The sequence below is a fragment of the Pseudoalteromonas sp. genome (assembly GCF_036960685.1).
Classification (GTDB): Bacteria; Pseudomonadota; Gammaproteobacteria; order Enterobacterales; family Alteromonadaceae; genus Pseudoalteromonas.
The window spans coordinates 297,868-317,698 of the sequence record NZ_JBALXK010000001.1 but is presented as its reverse complement, the minus strand read 5'-3'; the positions used below and the strand labels follow the sequence as shown (position 1 = coordinate 317,698).

Annotated in this window: 18 protein-coding genes; 12 read left to right on the top strand and 6 right to left on the bottom strand. The window is 39.9% G+C overall.

What is annotated here, in order from left to right:
* Positions 1 to 73: 73 nt before the first annotated feature.
* The 8 genes from V7783_RS01510 to V7783_RS01475 all read left to right on the top strand — a co-directional run bounded on the left by V7783_RS01510 (position 74) and on the right by V7783_RS01475 (position 8,077).
* Positions 74 to 1,297, top strand: coding sequence for an aminotransferase class III-fold pyridoxal phosphate-dependent enzyme (locus V7783_RS01510; protein ID WP_335677224.1), 1,224 nt, complete (start codon positions 74 to 76; stop codon positions 1,295 to 1,297).
* A gap of 1 nt (position 1,298) precedes the next feature.
* Positions 1,299 to 1,787, top strand: a complete 489-nt coding sequence (locus tag V7783_RS01505) for a GNAT family N-acetyltransferase (protein ID WP_335677223.1) — start codon at positions 1,299 to 1,301, stop codon at positions 1,785 to 1,787.
* 1 nt (position 1,788) lies between these two features.
* Positions 1,789 to 2,559, top strand: coding sequence for a glycosyltransferase family protein (locus V7783_RS01500; RefSeq protein WP_335677222.1), 771 nt, complete (start codon positions 1,789 to 1,791; stop codon positions 2,557 to 2,559).
* A gap of 1 nt (position 2,560) precedes the next feature.
* Positions 2,561 to 3,598 carry a pseudaminic acid synthase gene (gene pseI, locus V7783_RS01495; RefSeq protein WP_335677221.1) on the top strand — a complete coding sequence of 346 codons (1,038 nt, stop codon included), beginning with the start codon at positions 2,561 to 2,563 and terminating at the stop codon, positions 3,596 to 3,598.
* Positions 3,599 to 3,603: 5 nt separating this feature from the next.
* A complete protein-coding gene (locus V7783_RS01490; protein ID WP_240701325.1) occupies positions 3,604 to 3,855 on the top strand; it encodes a phosphopantetheine-binding protein in 252 nt (83 codons plus the stop codon).
* Positions 3,842 to 5,404, top strand: a complete 1,563-nt coding sequence (gene pseG / locus V7783_RS01485) for a UDP-2,4-diacetamido-2,4,6-trideoxy-beta-L-altropyranose hydrolase (protein WP_335677220.1) — start codon at positions 3,842 to 3,844, stop codon at positions 5,402 to 5,404. The genes V7783_RS01490 and pseG overlap by 14 nt, the downstream gene beginning before the upstream one ends.
* Positions 5,405 to 5,408: 4 nt before the next feature.
* On the top strand, positions 5,409 to 6,917 hold the full coding sequence (locus tag V7783_RS01480) for a class I adenylate-forming enzyme family protein (RefSeq protein ID WP_335677219.1): 1,509 nt from the start codon (positions 5,409 to 5,411) through the stop codon (positions 6,915 to 6,917).
* A 95-nt stretch (positions 6,918 to 7,012) separates the two neighbouring features.
* Positions 7,013 to 8,077, top strand: a complete 1,065-nt coding sequence (locus V7783_RS01475) for an FkbM family methyltransferase (protein ID WP_335677218.1) — start codon at positions 7,013 to 7,015, stop codon at positions 8,075 to 8,077.
* Between the two features lie 3 nt (positions 8,078 to 8,080).
* Here the strand turns inward: V7783_RS01475 and V7783_RS01470 are convergent, their stop codons facing one another.
* The 5 genes from V7783_RS01470 to pseB are packed head-to-tail and all read right to left on the bottom strand — an operon-like array spanning position 8,081 to position 13,433.
* Positions 8,081 to 9,166 (bottom strand): FkbM family methyltransferase, encoded by a 1,086-nt coding sequence (locus V7783_RS01470; RefSeq protein ID WP_335677217.1) that lies wholly within the window; start codon positions 9,164 to 9,166, stop codon positions 8,081 to 8,083.
* Between the two features lie 3 nt (positions 9,167 to 9,169).
* Positions 9,170 to 10,318, bottom strand: a complete 1,149-nt coding sequence (locus V7783_RS01465; RefSeq protein ID WP_335677216.1) for a Gfo/Idh/MocA family protein — start codon at positions 10,316 to 10,318, stop codon at positions 9,170 to 9,172.
* Between the two features lie 60 nt (positions 10,319 to 10,378).
* On the bottom strand, positions 10,379 to 11,263 hold the full coding sequence (locus tag V7783_RS01460) for an aldo/keto reductase (RefSeq protein ID WP_335677215.1): 885 nt from the start codon (positions 11,261 to 11,263) through the stop codon (positions 10,379 to 10,381).
* Positions 11,260 to 12,423, bottom strand: a complete 1,164-nt coding sequence (gene pseC, locus V7783_RS01455) for a UDP-4-amino-4,6-dideoxy-N-acetyl-beta-L-altrosamine transaminase (protein WP_335677214.1) — start codon at positions 12,421 to 12,423, stop codon at positions 11,260 to 11,262. Before pseC ends, V7783_RS01460 begins: the two co-directional genes overlap by 4 nt.
* Before the next feature lie 8 nt (positions 12,424 to 12,431).
* The gene (gene pseB, locus V7783_RS01450; protein ID WP_335677213.1) at positions 12,432 to 13,433 is read right to left on the bottom strand and encodes a UDP-N-acetylglucosamine 4,6-dehydratase (inverting); all 1,002 of its coding nucleotides are present in this window, start codon (positions 13,431 to 13,433) and stop codon (positions 12,432 to 12,434) included.
* A gap of 196 nt (positions 13,434 to 13,629) precedes the next feature.
* Here pseB and V7783_RS01445 point away from each other — a divergent pair, with 196 nt between their 5' ends.
* A complete protein-coding gene (locus V7783_RS01445) occupies positions 13,630 to 14,415 on the top strand; it encodes a flagellin N-terminal helical domain-containing protein (protein WP_335677212.1) in 786 nt (261 codons plus the stop codon).
* Positions 14,416 to 14,577: 162 nt separating this feature from the next.
* On the top strand, positions 14,578 to 16,014 hold the full coding sequence (locus tag V7783_RS01440; RefSeq protein WP_335677211.1) for a sigma-54 dependent transcriptional regulator: 1,437 nt from the start codon (positions 14,578 to 14,580) through the stop codon (positions 16,012 to 16,014).
* A gap of 391 nt (positions 16,015 to 16,405) precedes the next feature.
* Here the strand turns inward: V7783_RS01440 and V7783_RS01435 are convergent, their stop codons facing one another.
* A complete protein-coding gene (locus V7783_RS01435; RefSeq protein WP_335677210.1) occupies positions 16,406 to 16,993 on the bottom strand; it encodes a DNA-3-methyladenine glycosylase I in 588 nt (195 codons plus the stop codon).
* Between the two features lie 139 nt (positions 16,994 to 17,132).
* Between V7783_RS01435 and V7783_RS01430 the strand changes: the two genes are divergently transcribed.
* Positions 17,133 to 18,242 carry a sensor histidine kinase gene (locus V7783_RS01430; RefSeq protein ID WP_335677209.1) on the top strand — a complete coding sequence of 370 codons (1,110 nt, stop codon included), beginning with the start codon at positions 17,133 to 17,135 and terminating at the stop codon, positions 18,240 to 18,242.
* Positions 18,239 to 19,726: a sigma-54-dependent transcriptional regulator gene (locus V7783_RS01425; RefSeq protein WP_335677208.1), complete on the top strand. Its 1,488-nt coding sequence runs from the start codon at positions 18,239 to 18,241 to the stop codon at positions 19,724 to 19,726. The genes V7783_RS01430 and V7783_RS01425 overlap by 4 nt, the downstream gene beginning before the upstream one ends.
* Positions 19,727 to 19,831 lie beyond the last annotated feature (105 nt).

The following is a 19,831-nucleotide window of genomic DNA, read 5'->3' as shown; positions in this document are numbered from 1 at the left end:
CAGCATCGCTCTTCAAAAAAGGGCTAAAAGTATTATCCCTGGCTTAACTCAATTGCTTTCTAAGCGACCAGATATGTTTAGCACCAATATTTGGCCTGGGTATTTTTCTAAATCAAAAGGATGCCAAGTTTGGGATCTTGATGGTAACGAGTACCTCGATATGTCGATTTCTGGTATCGGTGCAAATATTCTTGGTTACGCGGTAGATGAAGTTGATGATGCGGTTATTAACTCTATTCGAAACGGGGTTAGTTCTAGCTTAAATTGCCCAGAGGATGTTGAGCTTGCTGAGAAGTTATTAGAATTACACCCTTGGTCTGAAGAAGTTAGATATGCCCGTTGTGGCGGTGAAGCAATGACTGTCGCAGTGCGTATTGCACGAGCAGCAACAGGTAAAGATAAAATTGCTTTTAGTGGTTACCATGGATGGCACGATTGGTATTTATCAGCCAATGTTACAAGTAATAGTAATCTTAACGACCATTTAATTCCTGGCCTTTCACCTAAAGGTGTTCCAAAAGCGCTCGCAGGAACAGCACTCCCTTTCCCTTTTAATGATATCGAAGCTCTAGAGCAGTTAGTGGCTGAAAATGGTGATGAGCTTGCTGCTATCGTGATGGAGCCAATGAGAAATTTTGCCCCATCTGAAGAATACTGGCAAAAAGTTGAGGCCATTGCTGCGCAATTAAATATTCCATTAATTATTGATGAAATATCTATGGGCTTTAGGATCAACTGTGGTGGATCGCATTTGAAGCTGGGTATTAATCCTGATATTGCTGTTTTTTCTAAGGCAATGGCTAATGGCTATGCGATGGCTGCCATCATAGGCAAGTCTAAATGGATGGATGCAGCTCAAACGAGTTTTATATCTAGCACTATGTGGACTGAACGAGTAGGGCCAACAGCTGCATTAGCAACGATTAATTATTACGAGAAACACCAAGTCCATGAGCATCTAGCCGTAATCGGTGCAAAAATTAAGGATGGTTGGCTAAGTTTAGCGCAAAAGCATGGCCTTGAAATTCATGTGTCTGGTATTGATGCCCTTTGTCACTTTAGTCTAAAAAATGAAAACTTTTTGACGCTTAAATCTTACTTTATTGAGAAAATGTTAGAGCAAGGTGTGTTAGCAACTAATATGTTTTACTGCATGTATGCGCACAAAGAACACCACGTTGAGACTTATTTAAAAGCGGTTGATAATGCGTTTTCGGCCATAGCCGATGCGATTGAAAATCCTGAGTTACTGACACATGTTATTCCATCAACGTCAGGCTTTAAAAGGCTGAATTAAGATGAATTTACTGACTTCAAATAGGTTTAAACTAAGATACTTAGAAGCAGCAGATGCATCTGCTAAGTATTTAAACTGGTTGAATTCAGGTGTAAGCGAATTCATCCTAAATAAACCAGAGTCTAACAGTGGCCTTGTTGCATATATTGAAGAGCAGCTTGCAGATAAAGATGTGTATTTTTATGGCATTTTTACTCTTGATACTGATGAGCATATTGGAAATATAAAGTTTATCATCAAAGGAAAAAACCGCGATTGTGTTGAAATGGGTATTCTGATTGGTGAAAAAGCGTGGCATGGCAAAGGTGTTGCAAAGGAAGTAATTGAATGTTTTGCACGCCATGCAAAGCAGCAATTAGGTATTACTAAAATGCAGCTTGGTGTTGACTCAGCCAATACTGCTGCCGTTTCGGCTTATTATAAAATAGGTTTTAAAGTTGTAGATGATGGTCGAAATGATGGCGGTCTAACAATGTTATGGGAGTTTTAAGTTGTTGAATACTTTTACTGAACAGCTTGTTTCAAAGCTTCTGGACAACGATTTTTATATTGTAATTCAAGCTAGAATGACGTCATCTCGTTTACCTAAAAAGGTAATGCTGCCTCTTGGAACAAAGCCTGTATTAGAAGTGATGCTAGAAAGATTGGCTCCTTTTAAAGAGAAAATCATTATTGCGACAACAGATGATGGCACTCAGCGACCGATCACTGAGTTGTGTGAACGACTGGGTGTGAAATACGTTGAAGGTGACACTAACAATGTATTAAGTCGCTATTACCTAGCTGCACAGTCTGTAAATGCAAACTCAGATACTGTGATTATTCGTTGTACCAGTGATTGTCCTCTCATTGATTTAACTGAGACTGCACGTGTTATAGATCACTTTTATAGTGTGCGCAGTGAGTATGATTATATTTCGGCTGGCCCTCACTGTGGTTTCCCTAATGGCTTTGATACAGAAGTGTTTACTTTTGAGGCGCTTAAATCAGCCTTTGAATGCGCAACAGAAGATTTTGAAAAAGAACATATGACGCAATATATTTGCAGAAATATGAAAGTGGCTGACTATAAGAACGTCGATGATTTCAGTCATTGGCGTTTAACTTTAGATGAGCCCGCTGATTATGAGTTAATTAAAGCCATTTATAGTTTGTTTGATTACCGTACTGATTTCACATTTGATGAATTAAAACAAATGCTAAGCTCTCATCCTGATATACTTAAGATCAATGAGCACGTAGAACAAGTTCAAGTTGGGTAATATGTTTAAGAAAGAATTTAAAATAGCTGATACATGGGTAGGGCACGATCACCCTTGTTATATCATCGCTGAAATGTCAGCTAACCATGGTCAATGTTTAAATAAAGCTAAAGAGTTAGTTCATGCTGCTCATGAAGCCGGTGCTGATGCGATTAAGCTACAAACTTATACCGCAGATACGTTAACCATGGATTGTAAACTTCCGCACTTTGAAGCGACAGGACCATGGCAAGGTCAGTACTTACATGATTTATACAAGACAGCCTATATGCCTTGGGATTTTCATGCGGAATTGTTTGAACTATCAGCAAAACTTGGACTTACTTGTTTTTCATCACCATTCGATAAATCGGCAGTCGATTTATTAGCACAGTTTGATGCACCAGCCTATAAAATTGCTTCACCTGAACTCATTGACCACCAATTAATTCGTGATGTAGCCGCTACCGGTAAACCCGTAATTATGTCTACAGGTGGTGCGACGTTAGTTGAAATTGCTGAGGCGGTAAAAGTCGCTGAAGATGCGGGTGTTACTGAACTTGCATTGATGAAGTGTACAAGCACTTATCCTGCTCCTGCAGAGACTATTAATTTGCGAACTATCCCTCATATGCAACAGGCTTTTGAGTGTCCGGTTGGTTTATCTGATCACACACTGGGAAATGATGTGCCACTGGCTTCAGTTGCCGTAGGTGCATGTATGATAGAAAAGCACTTTGTATTGGACAAAACAGATAATACCGCGGATAGCTTTTTTTCAATGACGCCATCGGAGCTTCAGGCCCTTGTACATGGCGTAAGACAAATTGAAAAAGCACTGGGCAAAGTTGATTATCCATCCGTTGCCTCAAAAGCACGTCGCTGTGTATACATTATCAAAGATATTAAAGCTGGAGAGCAGCTTAGCCCTGAGCATCTAAGACAAATGCGTCCAGGGGGCGGCGAAATTATGCCAAAAGAGCTGCCAAACCTTATTGGACGAACAGTTAATAAAGAATTGCGTTGTGGCACTCAATTGTCTTGGAGTGACCTAAAGTGAGCGATATGAAACAAGACTTAATCCAATCGGTTCAGCAATTTTTATTAGAACGCGGCGTATTTGTTGAAGATGCTGACATTGCTGAATATGACTTTGTAGCTGCAGGGGCGTTAGACTCATTTGAGATACTGAGCCTTATTATGAGCCTAGAAACCGAATATGGTATTGCTGTTCCTCCAGAGTTAATGGTCGACAGTGAAAATGCAAAAGTAGGAAATTTAGCGACTGCGTTAGTGAAGTTAAATGATAGCAATTAGAGTCGATACACTATGTGGCTTGGGCCACTATATGCGTTGTAAATGGCTCGCGTTAGAGTTGCAATGTTTAGGTGAAGAGGTTGTTTTTTTAGTCGATACACAATTGTCGGATCATTTAACTAAAGAACTCGGAAATATACATTTATTACCCTATGCAATAACACAGATAGAAGATGCGGCTAACTGTGTTCAGCTTTTCAACGAGCAACAGCTCATCATTGATAAATTACTTATTGATAGCTATCGTTTTGATATTGTATGGGAATCAGAGATGGCTAAACATGTGCCATCGATTATTGCGGTTGATGATCTTGAAAGAGAGCATTTAGCAGAGCTGGTTATCGATAGTAAATGGAATGCTGAAAAGACTTCGTCACGTTATCAAAGTACGGCACTTGAATCACAAAACTTTTTACTTGGTCCTGATTTTTCGATGCTGTCTAGGGCTTATCGAAACTGCTCGCAAACAGAGCGCTCAAATAAAGAGCTTATGTTTTCTCTCGGCGGTGGTGGCGATTGGAAACAGCTTACTGAAATCATACGATTAATTCTTGAAACAGCGCCAGAGTATAAAGTTAATCTAATTATAGGCCCTAATGCTACATCCGTTACTCAGCTACATGAGTTAGCTTTAGGTAACTCACAATTAAATTTAATTGAAGCACCTAGTTGTTTAGCCAAATACTATAAAAGCTGCACCTTGTTTGTTGGCGCTTTAGGCACATCTTTGTATGAGCTGGCCGCGACTAAAACACCTGCATTAACGTTCTCGATTGCAAAGAATCAAGAAAATCAACAAGCTGCGTTAGATGATTTGGGGCATTATTTCCATATCGCAAACTTAATAGACTATCCGCCAGAACAGGTTTTAACGCTAATTTTAGCAATGCTACAAAATATAGAGCGCATCCACCTAATGCGTGAAAACGTTGCTGTAAAAATTGATGGTGAAGGTGCAAGTCGTGTTGCCAAGTTAATTACTTCAGAGCTTGCTTCTAGTCAGATTACTCAAGCCAATAGCAACCTAATTGAAAGTCAGCATCAGCATTTAACCGACACAATCACGTTAAGGCGAGTGGTTGATCAAGACATAAACCGCTATTTGGCAGCGAGAAACTTACCGAACAATGCTTGGCGAATGACGATCACAAAAGATATCGATCAACTTGATCATTATTGCTGGTGGTTTGCTAATCGTCGCGACTCTTATGTTATGGAAGTTAAAGGCAAGCCGTTACTTTACGTTTGGCATCAATTGTATGAAATAGAACAGCAAAATTATTTAATTGGTGGCTGGTTTGCAGCAAGTGACGATGTTAATTTTGCCCATGCTCAACTAGTATTAGATTGGCAACTAAAAGAGACTGAGCAAACATACCCAGATGCAATGTGGGTAGCCGTTATTAATAAAGAAAATAAGTTTGTAAATTTGCTTAATCAGCGAGCAGGATTTAAATCTATTGCAGGGGATGCGAAAAAAATGGCAGTGACCCAACATTTATTTCCAAATGCTTCGATTGATGATTTTAATTTTGTAGGAAAAGGGTGAGTAAGTGGATAAAGGTATTTATGAGTTATTTGCTACGAATGTCGCTAATACTCCCACTAAGGTAGCTGTTGATTTTCAACAGCAAAGCGTAACGTATGATGAATTAAATCAGCAAGTTATTAAGCTTACTAGCCATTTTTTAAAACAAGGTGTTAGGCAAGGCCAACGTGTCGCAATATTTGCACCTAACGGTATCGAATTTATCGTTTCGCTGCTGGCAATCGCTAAATTAGGTTTAGCCGCAGTGCCGTTACCTGTTAGTTTAAAAGGTCTTGCTCTGACTGTTGCTCTTAAGAAAACCCCCGTTGCTAAGGTGATTGCTTGGCCGACTATTAGCAAATCACTGCTTGCAGATAATCTGATTGAAGCTGAAAATTTAATTACATTAGGCCAAAGTGTTGCTAATGAAACAAATTGGCTTTGTGTTCAACAAACTGAAGCAGAATACTTTTTTAGTGATGCGATTGATACGCAAGCACCTTACATCTTAACCATGACTTCTGGCTCTACCGGTCAACCTAAGCCAATAGTGTTGAGCCAAGCATGTAAAGTAAATAGAGCATTTGATGCGACCATAAACTACTACGGATTAACGTCCGATGACGTTATTCTCGTAGCGACTCCTATGTACCACTCGCTAGCTCAGCGTGGTGTGCTCATGCCGTTGATGCTTGGTGCAACAACGGTTGTATTACCAAAGTTTAATTTGAAGCTCTGGCTACAAGCAATTGAGCAGCATCAAGTGAGTTTTCTATTTGCCGTTTCATCTCAATTAGTAAGCTTAATTCAAAACGGTGTTGAAGGGCATGACTTGAGCTCTTTACGCTGCCTAGTATCCTCTTCGGCGGTATTAGATAAAGAGAGTAAACAAAGCTTACTTTCATTATTTAGTTGCCGCTTACATGAGTGTTACGGTGCTTCAGAGGTTGGTGTTGTGACTGATTTCGCTGTATCAGAACATCCTGAATTGAGCGGCAGCGTAGGCAATGCTTTACCATTTGTTACTGTGAAAATTACCGATGAGCATGGCCAAGAATTAGCAGCAACTGAAGTTGGAGAAATTTGTTGTAAAACAAAAACTGGGTTTAGTGGATATCATAAATTACCGAACAAAACGCGAGAAGCTTATTATCTTGGTGATTTTTTCAAAACCGGTGATTTAGGTTACCTTGATGAGCAAGGCTATTTATACTATGTCGGCCGTAAAAAAGAGTTGATCTCGAGCGGGGGGATCAATGTATATCCTCAAGATATTGAAGCCGTGATAAAAATGCATCCAGACATCGAAGATTGCGTCGCTTTTTCTATTCCAGACTCTCAGTTCGGTGAGGTAATAAAAGTTGTTTATACGACGCTTTCGCCGTCAGTAAATGAAACAGAATTAAAGAAGCTGTGTTTACAGCAATTGACCGATTATCAACAGCCTAGAGTGTTAGAGCAGATTGATAGTTTTGAAAGAAGTAGTTTAGGCAAAATTCTTCGTCAGTTGGTCAAAGAAAAGTATTCCCAATAATTCAGTACATAGCGAACTCTATTAAAATATATGTGTATTAAATACTTAAATAGATTTTAGCAACATGCAATCTTTATAAGAGAGATAAGCAAATTATGAACGTAAATTTTCTACAAAAGTATTTTGAGAAGAATACAAGACGTTATATTTTCGGTGCAACCTATGAAGCTGAAGTGTTAATTGAGATACATAAAAATAATGGTCTTGAAGTTGTTGCTGTTATAGATAACTTTTATCAACAAGAATCTTTCTTAGGGCTGCCTTGTATAAAACTTGAACAAGTCCCTAAAGGTGCTTTGGTTGTTTCAGCTGTCACAAATAGTAGACCTGTGGACGTAAACAATTTACTTGAAAAACATAGATTGAATTACTGTGACTATTTCTATTTTTACCGCAACTCGGGCTTTCAATGCCCCAAAATAGAATTTTGGGAGGGTGCCCTAAGTCACTGGGAAAGCAATCAAGAACATTACAATGAGGTTAAAAGTTGGTTTGAAGATGATTGCTCTGTAAATACTTTTGAATCAGTCGTTAATTTCCGCAATAAATATGATTTAAGCTTCATGAAAGAATTTAAGTTTGATATTACAAATATGTATATCGAACCTTTTATTACTCCATTTGAGGAGCAAAGCGTTTTTTTTGATCTAGGAGCATTTGATGGTAGTGATTCAGAGCGATTTTTAAGGAACTGTCCATCGGGAAAGGCATACCTTTTTGAACCTATACCGAGTCAAACTGCAATCCTTAAAACAAAGTACCAACACAACAAAGCTATTCAGGTCGTTCCGGTTGCTGTCGGAAGTATAAATAAGACTGTCAATTTTTCATTATCAGGAACATCTTCAAAAGTTGTTGAACCAGGCCAAAATGAAGATGTAATTTCAGTAAAACAAATTAGCATCGATGATTTTTGCATTGAAAATAAAATCTCGCCTAATTATGTGAAAATGGATGTTGAAGGTGTTGAATTAGATGTGCTTCATGGTATGGAAAATACTATTTTAAGATATAAGCCTAAGTTGGCAATTAGTGTTTATCATCGGGCAGAACATTTGATATCAGTTCCACAGTACTTGAAAAAGTTATGCCCTGAATACAAGTTCTATTTGAGACATTACACCCAAGGCTATAGTGAAACAGTTCTATTTGCTGTGTAGTAATTATATTTTTGGAATTGCGTATAATATTATTTCCAAACCAAAATCGCCATGGCAATGAAGTTTGTACTCATAATTAGGGTTGTAGTTTTCTATTTGTTGAGCTATTTGCCAAAGGTGCTCAGGTTCATGATAGACGGAAATAGCGAGTAGGGGAGATTGGTGTGTTATGATTTCTTTCGCTCCCTTTAATGCTTGAGGCTCTGCGCCCTCGATATCCATTTTAATAAAATTAACCGCAGAGGCTATGCTAGTATCATCCAGCGCTATAACAGGCAAAAGTAGATTGTTCTCTGTGATTTGCTGTGAGTCAGCAAACTTGCCTTGTGAAAGGTCTGCACTGAAGCTTAATATTGTATTTTCTTCCCATACACCACATGGAAATAAATAAGTCTTAATACCTTGAGAGACGAATTCTTTCGCTGTTTTGTTTAATAAGTGGAAGTTCTTTGGATCAGGCTCAAAACATTGCATTGTGTTTAACTGTATATCTGCTTTTTTTAATACTTGTGCTGCACTTGCAAGTGTATCGCCGATATATGAACCGCAATCAATAATGTTAATCCCATTTTTCCAAAGAGGAAGTTTCAGTAACCAAGGTGGAAAGTATTGGATTTGCCAGTCATTTTCAACATAGCTTTCGCTTGAAGGGGAGCTGCGAAATGCGATGATATCATCAAGACACTTTTTGCTCTCATCATCGCTTAGTCTTTCTTTAAGCCAAGCTAACTGTTCTTTGTCGTTCTCTGTGCTAGAAATTAGTTTTGCTCGGTAATCTTTTGAGATAAAACGTTCTAAAACGTATGGATAGCGATTAATGATTTCATTCATGTTTAGGCATTCTTGAACACCGACTCCGAGTAAATCCTGCTTAATAGCTTCACTTGTACAAGATACCGATACAAGCATGGTTACATTTTTATTGGCAATATTGTCAGGTTTGTAAATTGGACAGCCTTGATACTCAGTTTCTTGTGTGTATAAATCGACAAAAAACTCTATTTTAATTCCATGCTCTGAAAGTGCATGATAGATTTTTTGCCCATTACCACCGGCGCCATAGATTGCTATAGGAAGGTCATTCATCATAATCTAATTACCTCTTTTAAGCTTTATCCACTGCGCTGACTCGACTGATTCTTGCGCTGCTTTAAATAAGTTTAAGCCGTCTTTTGCTTGCTCTAAGCCAAATACATAGTCATTTTTTTTGTCTGTACCAGCTAAGTAACAGCAAAGTTCTTCGTAAATATCTGTATATAAATTAGAAAAAGCTTCAACAAATCCTGTTGGGTGACCTGGCTTCATTCTGTTATATCTAAATTGGTTGGCATACTCACACTGTCCGGCTCTATCTAAGATTTCTCTGCGACCGTCATTGTAGTTTAACTCTAATTCATCAGGGTTTAGTTGGAACCAACGCGCGCTTCCTTTGTCACCGTATATTCTGATTTGAAGTCCATTGCGGTGGCCAATAGCCGTTTTTGACATCCACATACTACCCTTTATGTTATTTGGGTAGTTCAGCAACATATTTACATCATCAATTAAATTTGGGTATTGAGAATGGTTAGTAAATTGTGCGATTGTTTCCGTTGGCTCCATTTCAAGTAAGTATGTTGATAAGTGGTGTAAATGCACCCCTAAATCCAAGCAAATGGTTGGCACTTCAAAATCTTTTAAACGCCATGCTTGTGGCATCGATGGTTTACCTGCAATATCTGGCGGCCTTCTGAATCCCTCTTGTGGCATTTCAAGGTGAATTTTTTGGATAGTGCCAAGCGCGCCTTGCTTTACTAGGTGTTTCAACTCTCTGACCATCGCATAGCCACTGTAGTTGTATGTAACAGCTAGAAAGTGTTTATTTTTATCATAGCAGGCTTCAATTTCAGCGACTTCTGTAGGGCCGGTAACAAGGGCTTTTTCGCAAATAATCGGTAAATTCGCCTTTAGGAGCGTGGTTATTACCTCAATATGATGGGGTGTTGGTGTCAGTATAACAAATGCATCAACATGGTTTTTCTCTTGCTCTACAAGCTCTTGCCAATCGTTGTATAAATGCTTTTCTGAAACTCCCCATCTTTGCGCTGTTGCACTATTTTCATTGGGATTTCTTGAAAAGGCACCTGCAACAACTGCAAACTTGTTATCGAGTTGACTTGCGGCGAAGTGAACATAGCCTACAGCTGAGTTATTGCCACCGCCAATAAAGGCAAGTTTTAATTGTTTATTGTTGTCATTCATATATATCTGCCTTTTTTGATCATAGCCATTTATCGGCAATCAATCATTTTTCTAAACTATTTATAGTTGCCAATTTGCTGGATTGGTGAGTCTTGGATCATTAACCGTCATTTCTTTGAGCACTTCGTGAGAGATTTGGATGCTGCCCTGATAGGCTTCTAAAATTTGCGCTAACTCAGACTCTGAGTTTACACCGACAACAACTTTATCTATCTCATCTTCTTTTAAAGCATATGCAAGGCTAAGTGTTAGTGCCGACACATCAAGATGCTGCGCTAACTGATGAAATGATAATAAATGTTGCTTCCAAGGTTTAAAGTAACTAGCTAACTCATTGATGGGCATTAATAACAAGCCCTGTAAAAAACAAGATCTAGCGTGCACTTGTGCCTTGTTTTTACTTAGTAATGAAAGAGCGCCAGTGTGCTTAAAGTAGGTATCAAATGCATTATAGGGTATTTGCACAAGGTTAATTTCACTTAGTTGCGTGAAGCTTTCGAGCTCCGCACCTGAATACAATGAAACACCTTTATTAGCTAATTTATTTTCTAATTGTAGTTCTTGTAAATATTCCAAAACAGGCGCTACACCTTGCTTTTCAATGTCGCTTGCTTGGTGGAATAGAATTGCGTTTAGTTTTTCAGTTTTAAAATCTGAAAAACATTGGTCAATTAACGCAATGTAATGGTCTGCGTCCTGATTAGAAAATTGCTCTTTTTGTAGAGGAGGTAACTTAGTAATTAAGTTAAAGATGTCATTAATCGAAGGGTAGGATGCCAATACTTGGTGACTCTCACCGTAACCAAGCGCTGAATCTAAGGTCGTAATGCCAGCGTCTTTTGCAATATCTAAAATGGCATGAGCCTTGGCAATGCTTGGTTGACCAAGCTTATTACTGACACCGTAGTTTAAGCCAAATTGCACTGTGCCTAAAGCGAGCTTCATACTAAACCAATCAATGTATTGATAACAAATTGCTGCTCGTCTGCTGTCATAGTTGGATGCAGAGGAATAGTAACCGCCTGTTTGTAGTAGGTTTCAGCATTAGGAAAATCACCCTCCGAAAAGCCTAAAGCCTGATAATAAGGCTGTAAATGGATCGGTATATAATGCAAGTGAGCAATAATTCCTTGCTCGCGCATGCCTGTAATAACGGACTTGTGTTTTTCTATGTTACATTGCGTTAAACGAACAATATATAAATGGTAGCTAGAGTAACAATCATTTGATTGTGTTAAATGAGCTACTGTCGAATTTGCAAACGCATGGTTATATGTTATTGCTATGTCGTTTCGCACTGATACAAAGTTATCTAGCTGCTTTAACTGACTTAGCCCCAAAGCAGCTTGCATGTCAGTCATTCTATAATTAAAACCCAGTTCTAACTGTTGGTAATACCAAGGGCCATGACTTGGCTCGGTCATTTCTTCAGGAATATTAGTAATACCATGGCTTCGCAAACGGCTCATTTTTTTGTTGAGCTCAGCGCAGTTGGTAACCGCCATGCCCCCTTCAGCTGAAGTGATGATCTTGACTGGATGAAAGCTAAAAACTGTAATATCTGAGTAATTACAACTGCCAACAGGTTTGCCTTTATACTTTGCGCCAATAGCATGCGAGGCATCTTCAATGACCTTAAAACCATACTCTTTGGCAAGTTTATTGATTGCTGCCATATCGCATGACTGACCTGCTAAATGAACAGGGATCACGACTTTAGGGAGTCGCTGGTTTTGTTTGGCAATGGTTAATTTTTCTTCGAGGGCACCAACAGACATGTTGCCTGTGTCAAGGTCGATATCAACAAAGTCGACTTCTGCGCCACAATACAGCGCGCAGTTACTCGATGCGACAAATGAGATTGGTGACGTCCATACGATGTCACCTTTACTAACACCTAAAGCAAGGCAAGCAATATGTAAGGCTGAAGTGGCACTGTTAGTCGCACAGGCGTAGTTGGCATTGCAATACTCAGCAATGGCACTTTCAAATGCCGGAACAGCAGGCCCTTGTGTTAACCAATCAGATTTTAATACGTCAATAACCGCATCAATGTCACTTTGTGAAATAGTTTGCTTACCGTAAGGAATAACTTTATTTTTCATAGTCGTGTTTACAACAAAGCTTGCACATTAAAGTCTTTTATTTCTTTAAGAGTCATATAGTGTGGGTTACTTAAAGAGTTATATTCAAAACCTTGTTTTACTTTCTTGCCTTTTTCACCTAATGCATTAACAGTATAATCATTGCTACGGCTGCTAAATTTAATTCCAGGTGCAATCACAAAGTGATCGTTGTATTCGTAGGTTTCAAAGCATAAATCGGCAGGGCACATAACTTCATGAAGTTTTTCACCTGGGCGGATACCAATAACTTTAATGGGTAAATCAGGCGCCATCGCTTTGGCAAGATCAATAATGCGAATTGAAGGTATTTTAGGCACGAAAATTTCACCGCCTAACATTCGTTCAAAGTTTGTCAGTACAAAATCAACACCTTGTTGCAGGCTTATCCAAAAGCGCGTCATTTCTTCATGAGTAATGGGAATGTGGTCGCGGCCTTGATCGATAAACTTTTGAAAAATAGGTACCACCGAGCCACGTGAGCAAACAACGTTACCGTATCGCACTACAGAAAAAGTGGTTTTATGACCACCTGCAATATTATTTGCTGCAACAAATAGCTTATCTGAAGCAAGCTTTGTCGCACCATATAAGTTTATTGGATTAGCAGCTTTATCTGTTGAGAGTGCAATTACTTTTTCAACATTGTTATCAAGGGCTGCATCAATCACGTTTTCAGCACCATTAATATTGGTCTTGATACATTCCATCGGGTTATATTCAGCCGCAGGTACTTGCTTAAGAGCTGCAGCGTGAATTACATAGTTGACGCCGCGCATTGCCCGTCGTAGCCTGTCTTTATCTCGAACATCACCGATAAAATAACGCATGCAAGGTTGGTCAAAGTCTTGTTGCATTTCAAATTGTTTTAGCTCATCGCGTGAAAAAATAATAATTTTTTTAGGATTATATCGTTCAAGCAAGGTTTTTACGTATTTCTTACCGAATGATCCGGTACCACCGGTAATTAGAATCGTTTTATTATCGAACATAGTGTTACCCAAGTTGTTTATCATTGGCGCTTATAAATACGCATTGTGAGAATTTTGACACATTTCTCAGTAATTTAACTATTAACAAGGTGACTAGCAAGCTCGGTGCCAAGTTAATTTAGTTTAAACATGGTACAAAGTACAAAATTTGGCAAATTAAGCTATAATTTAACCATTCAGCGTGTCGGAGCCTGTTATGAAAATTCAATCACCAGCAACTAACTTTTTAAACCAAACTCAGCAAACTTCAAATAAGCTTGCAGAGCAACTTGCTACGGGTAAAAAAGTAAACTCAGCGGCGGATGATGCCGCAGCTTTGCAAATCATCGATCGATTAATATCGCAACAAGATGGTTATGGGCAAGCTGTTCGCAATGCTTACGACGGTATCTCTTATTCGCAAGTGACGGAGTCAAGTTTATCTGGGGTTAATGATGCTGTATCGCGTATACGTGAACTTTCTATTCAAGCGGGCAGCGGAGCCCTTAATGATAGTGACCGTGCAGCATTGCAAGAAGAAGTAGTACAGTTACAAAGCCAAATTACTGAGACGTTTGAAAATGCTTCTTTTGGCGGTAAACCATTGTTTGATGGTCAACCGGTTTCGTTTCAAGTAGGGCCTGATGCCAATACCACGCAAACAACCACGCCTTCGGACGGCAGTTTTGCATCAGTAATATCAACAATTGATATTTCTACCCAAGCAGGTGCTCAAGCTGCCATTGATATTAGTGACCAAGCGGCGGAGGAAATAAACGGCCAGCGTGCTGAACTTGGTGCTTTTCAAAATACTTTGGCTAGTACTATTAAAAGGCTGGGTACGCAGCAAACAAATATTGCCGCGAGTCAAAGTCGTATTCAAGATACCGATTATGCTCAGGCAATATCTCAGCAGGCATCAAATGATATTTTAGCACAAGCTTCTATAGCACTTCGTGGCCAAGCTAATCAATCGGCTGAATCCATCTTAGGCTTACTTTAATATTAATGATACAGCAGTAATTATTAAGTATTACTTACAATTAGCTCAGTGTCTGTTTTTTGGCATCTATGTCAAAAAACTGCCGCTTTGTGCTTGCATCCCTGTCAAACTCGCTTACAATTTAAATTATTAATAGCTGTAGTAACTGTGGTTCGCTAAATAATGATCTTGATCTTAGATAATAATAATAATCGTGCGATTGGTTTACATGCTGCGCTAACATTTATAGGTGAAGCAGTACATCTGGTTGCCGATACAAATATTGACCAAGAATGTGAAAAGTACCAAAAACAATCATGTATGGTGATACTTGGCGCTCTGCAAGACTCAGATCATGAAAGCCTGATCAAGCGCTATCCTACATTACCTTTCTTACTAATTGGCGAAACGCTTAAACCACTATTAAGTATTGCTAATGTTGTAGGCCTTATTTGTGAGCCGTTTAATCATGATGTTACTACCCAATTACTTCATGATTGCCAACAATATCAACGTATGCTGCCAAGTGATCACAAGCATACAAAACCACACAAAACTTTTGATGGCTTAGTTGGCGAGACCGAAGCGGTTAAAGATGTACGTTTTTTAATTGAACAAGTCGCTAAAACAGATGCGAATGTACTGATTTTAGGTGAATCTGGTACTGGTAAAGAAGTGGTGGCCCGTAATGTTCATCTATTATCAAAGCGCAATTCAGGGCCGTTTGTGCCAGTTAACTGTGGTGCTATTCCTGCGGAGTTACTTGAAAGTGAGTTATTCGGTCATGAAAAAGGGGCGTTCACCGGGGCTATCTCCGCCCGCAAAGGCCGTTTTGAGCTAGCTCAAGGCGGCACCCTATTTTTAGATGAAATAGGCGATATGCCACTGCAAATGCAAGTTAAGCTGTTACGTGTACTGCAAGAGCGCAGTTATGAACGGGTTGGCGGGACCAAAGCTATCCAGGCTGATGTAAGGGTCATTGCGGCAACGCATCGTGACCTTGAGCTGATGATAGAGCAGGGTAGTTTTCGTGAAGATCTCTATTATCGGCTCAACGTTTTCCCCATTGAAAACCCATCACTAGCAGAGCGCGCCGATGATATTCCATTATTATTAAAAGAGTTAATGCGCCGCATTAGCGAACAAAGTGGCACAACTGCTAAATTTACTGAGCGCGCCATTGATAGCCTTAAAGAACATACGTGGCCGGGTAATATTCGTGAGTTAGCTAATTTGGTTGAGCGCATGGTGATCATGCTGCCAGATAAAGTGGTTGATATTCCTGATCTGCCTGCTAAATACCGTTATATTGAAGTAGATGCCTACGAGCCTGAATACCCTGAAGAGCTAATGGAGCGAGATGCGTTTAACGACATTTTTAGTACTGACTTTAGTGATTATGAAGATGAACCTGATGATGAAGCAATACAACCTTCACCTGAGCTGCTTCCTGAAGAAGGTATCGAGCTAAAAGATTATTTGGCTGAACTTGAGATCAGTTTGATCACCCAAGCGTTAGAGCGTTATGATTATGTTGTTGCGCGCGCCGCGGAAATTTTGGGTGTACGACGCACCACCTTAGTTGAAAAAATGAAAAAATATAATCTATCACGAGATTAACAGCTAAGAGCAGATTTTAGGTGTCAGGTAGTAGGTTTTAGGCAAAAATTAACCAAGCACGATGGAGATTACACCTGTAGAGTGGTTTCGTTATTACCCGTAGGGGTTAAGCTTGCTGACGCGCGCACCGTCTTTAATACGGGGGTGTGCTATGGTGAATATCACTAAAAACCTTTTGCACAAAGAGAAGACAATGAGGGTAAATGAGAAGAAAAGAATGCCACGGGCTTCGAGCTTCGAATACCTTAAAATCTAATACCTTTATTTTTACCTCATAAGCGCAGCGTTCTTTTAACTTCTTTGTGAATAAATTTTAATTGCGCGGGGTAAACCCGCGGCTACAAGATTAATTGCGCAAAGAGAATATTTTCTAGCACTTAGCATCTTTCACCTAATACTTCTCAATAATTTCTTGTTTCCTAAAACAATCGTTACTGTGATCGTTAACCATGCCACAGGCCTGCATATGAGCGTACACTGTGGTTGGGCCTAAAAATTTAAAGCCTCGTTTTTTTAAGTCTTTAGCAAACGCTGTGGATGCTTCTGTAATGGCGGGGTAGTCACTGAGTTTATCTAACTCATTCACTATAGGCTTACCACCAACAAACTGCCATTGATAGTTACTAAAGCTGCCAAACTCTTGTTGGATCTCAATAAAGCGTTTTGCGTTATTAATCGTAGCTGCAATTTTTAAGCGGTTGCGCACGATGCCTTCATCCAACATTAATCTTTCAACATCTTGTTCGCTCATTTGCGCAACTTTTATGACATCAAAACTCAGAAACGCGCGTCGATAGCCTGCTCGTTTTTTCAAAATTGTGTACCAACTTAACCCAGCTTGTGCTGATTCAAGGGTAATGAATTCAAAGAGTGTTTGGTCGTCATAAACGGGTACTCCCCACTCATCGTCATGATAGGCGACATAGTCATCTTTGCTGGTATCGAGCCAAGGGCAACGACATAACTTCGCTGAATTCATAATAAGTCCTTTCTCTAAATAAACTGTTCGTCATTTTTCTGTCGCGCTAAAAACACGCTAACCGAATGAAAATGTTGACAATAATTATTGGTACAATTTGTGCATTTAGCTAGTTAGATCCCGTAAACGAGAATACATTATGGCTTTAGCTAATGTCTTAAAACCACAATTTATCACAGCAACTCAGTATAACCCATGCTTACAACAAGAAGAGTATATTGGTGAATTAAGTGAATTGCGCCAGCAAGCGAGTTGGTTAAGTCACTTAGTTGATACCATGCCAGCAGGTGTTGTTGTGCTTGATGGTCGCGGTATGATTGCAAAAGCTAATCAAATCGCTATTGATATGCTGGGCGAGCCACTTGAAGGTGAAAAGTGGTTTAGTGTGATCCAGCGCTCGTTTCGCCCGCAACAAGATGATGGCCATGAAGTATCACTAAAAGATGGTCGTCTTATTAAATTAGAAATAAATGCCTTAACCCCTGAGCCAGGGCAATTGATCTTAATGACCGATTTAACCGAAACACGCCGTTTGCAAACACGTGTTGCGCATATGCAACGCTTAAGTGCACTTGGGAAAATGGTGGCATCGCTTGCGCATCAGGTACGTACACCACTGTCAGCGGCTATGTTATACGCTGCGAATTTGGGGTCTAAACGTTTGCCTGAGAGTTCGCGAGGAAATTTTCATACTAAGTTGATGTCGCGCTTAAGAGATCTTGAAACCCAAGTAAACGATATGTTGTTATTTGCTAAAAGTGGTGATCAACAAGTGGTTGAGCATGTGTCTATGCAACAGCTTTTAACCGAAGTAAAAGCTGGTGCTGATGCCATGGTGGCATTGAATAATAGTGAACTTGAAGTGAGCTTACCAGAACCAGACATCGAAATAATGGGTAATAAAACGGCCCTTGCCAGTGCGATTCAAAATCTTATTCACAACAGCATTCAAGTGATCGGCTCACAAGCACATGTGCAGCTAAGCGCACAGCGTGATGATGACACTGAGTTGGTACGCATAACCGTCAGTGATAATGGTCCTGGTATTGATTTAAGCCAAGCAGACAAATTATTTGAACCGTTTTTTACGACACGAAGCCAAGGCACAGGATTGGGATTAGCTGTGGTCAGTTCAGTGGCGAATGCACATCAAGGTAGGGTTGAAGTAACCAACAACGCCCAAGGCGGAGCAAGTTTCAGCTTACTACTGCCAATTTGTACAGAGTCAAAATCAGTGGAGGCACTATGAACAACACGATTTTAGTCGTCGAAGATGATGCAGGGCTACGTGAAGCCCTAATTGATACGTTAGAAATGTCAGGCATTGATTGTGTCGCAGCCGATAGCGCTGAGCAAGCGATGGTACTGCTGAAAAAAGAGTCGTTTTCATTAGTCGTCAGTGATGTGCAAATGGGCGCGATGAGTGGCCTTGATTTATTGCGCAGTATTAATCTTAATTACCCTGACTTGCCTGTGCTCATGATGACTGCGTATGCGACTATAGATGATGCGGTGGAGGCGATGCGCCTCGGTGCCATTGATTATATGGCTAAACCATTTGCACCTGAAGTATTGCTTAATATGGTCAGTCGTTATCTACCTGAACCTGAAAAAGAAACCGATGGTCCTATTGTCGCAGACCCTAGTAGTATTCAGCTACTGGAACTTGCCAGTCGAGTTGCTAAATCAGACGCCAGTGTGATGGTGCTTGGCCCCAGTGGTTCAGGTAAGGAAGTACTGGCACGCTTTATCCATGATAAATCAGATCGTGCAGAGCAGCCATTCGTTGCTATTAACTGTGCAGCTATTCCTGAGAATATGCTTGAAGCTACCTTATTTGGCTATGAAAAAGGCGCCTTTACTGGGGCCATTCAAGCTTGCCCGGGTAAATTTGAACAAGCCCAAGGTGGCACTATTTTACTTGATGAAATAACCGAAATGGAATTGGGCCTACAAGCTAAATTATTACGTGTACTTCAAGAACGCGAAGTTGAGCGCTTAGGCGGGCGTAAAACCATTAAACTCGATGTGCGAATTTTAGCAACCAGTAACCGAGACTTAAAAGAAGCGGTCGCTAAGCATCAATTTAGAGAAGATTTATACTATCGTTTAAACGTATTTCCGTTAATGTGGCGCCCTCTATGTCAGCGTCCAGGCGATATCGTTGTATTAGCTAAGCATTTAATAGAGCGTCACCTTAATAAAAGTAAAGAGCCAATAGCTCAACTTAGCGCTGCAGCACAAACAAAACTATTAGCCCATGCTTGGCCGGGAAATGTGCGTGAACTTGATAATGTCATCCAGCGTGCGTTGATTTTACGCCATGGTGATGTGATTGATGAGCAAGCTATTTTTATTGAAAACTTAACTGAAGCGCCACTAACCACGGCTTTATCTGAAAATTTAGCAGCGAATAATTCAGCATCAGTCAATATACCACTAGTCAATACACCAGCGACAAATTCGCCAACGAGTGATGCTTATTATGATGTGCAAGCACCTGCGATTAAAGCGACTGCTGAGTATAATCAACCTCTGGGTGAACTGCCAAGTTTAGATTCTGGCACCTATAAAGATGAGCTTAAAGACAAAGAGCACCGTATTATTTTAGAAACTCTTAATCGTTGCCAAGGTAAGCGCAAGGATGTTGCTGAGACACTCGGCATTAGTCCGCGTACACTACGCTACAAGTTAGCCCAAATGCGAGACTTAGGGATCGCGTTACCTGCTTAATCAACTACCTATCTTAAAAGCTTACGCTCAGCCTTGCTGAGCGTAAGCTTGTCAAAACTCTGACAATTGAATTTAAATAATAAGGCATTGATAAATAAGGCTTTA

Excerpts from the sequence above, each read along its gene's own strand:
- V7783_RS01510 (WP_335677224.1), top strand. The coding sequence starts at position 74 with ATGTTTAGCACCAATATTTGGCCTGGGTATTTTTCTAAATCAAAAGGA.
- V7783_RS01505 (WP_335677223.1), top strand. The coding sequence starts at position 1,299 with ATGAATTTACTGACTTCAAATAGGTTTAAACTAAGATACTTAGAAGCA.
- pseI (WP_335677221.1), top strand. The coding sequence starts at position 2,561 with ATGTTTAAGAAAGAATTTAAAATAGCTGATACATGGGTAGGGCACGAT.
- V7783_RS01490 (WP_240701325.1), top strand. The coding sequence starts at position 3,604 with ATGAAACAAGACTTAATCCAATCGGTTCAGCAATTTTTATTAGAACGC.
- pseG (WP_335677220.1), top strand. The coding sequence starts at position 3,842 with ATGATAGCAATTAGAGTCGATACACTATGTGGCTTGGGCCACTATATG.
- V7783_RS01475 (WP_335677218.1), top strand. The coding sequence starts at position 7,013 with ATGAACGTAAATTTTCTACAAAAGTATTTTGAGAAGAATACAAGACGT.
- V7783_RS01470 (WP_335677217.1), bottom strand. The coding sequence starts at position 9,166 with ATGATGAATGACCTTCCTATAGCAATCTATGGCGCCGGTGGTAATGGG.
- V7783_RS01465 (WP_335677216.1), bottom strand. The coding sequence starts at position 10,318 with ATGAATGACAACAATAAACAATTAAAACTTGCCTTTATTGGCGGTGGC.
- V7783_RS01460 (WP_335677215.1), bottom strand. The coding sequence starts at position 11,263 with ATGAAGCTCGCTTTAGGCACAGTGCAATTTGGCTTAAACTACGGTGTC.
- pseC (WP_335677214.1), bottom strand. The coding sequence starts at position 12,423 with ATGAAAAATAAAGTTATTCCTTACGGTAAGCAAACTATTTCACAAAGT.
- pseB (WP_335677213.1), bottom strand. The coding sequence starts at position 13,433 with ATGTTCGATAATAAAACGATTCTAATTACCGGTGGTACCGGATCATTC.
- V7783_RS01445 (WP_335677212.1), top strand. The coding sequence starts at position 13,630 with ATGAAAATTCAATCACCAGCAACTAACTTTTTAAACCAAACTCAGCAA.
- V7783_RS01440 (WP_335677211.1), top strand. The coding sequence starts at position 14,578 with ATGATCTTGATCTTAGATAATAATAATAATCGTGCGATTGGTTTACAT.
- V7783_RS01435 (WP_335677210.1), bottom strand. The coding sequence starts at position 16,993 with ATGAATTCAGCGAAGTTATGTCGTTGCCCTTGGCTCGATACCAGCAAA.
- V7783_RS01430 (WP_335677209.1), top strand. The coding sequence starts at position 17,133 with ATGGCTTTAGCTAATGTCTTAAAACCACAATTTATCACAGCAACTCAG.
- V7783_RS01425 (WP_335677208.1), top strand. The coding sequence starts at position 18,239 with ATGAACAACACGATTTTAGTCGTCGAAGATGATGCAGGGCTACGTGAA.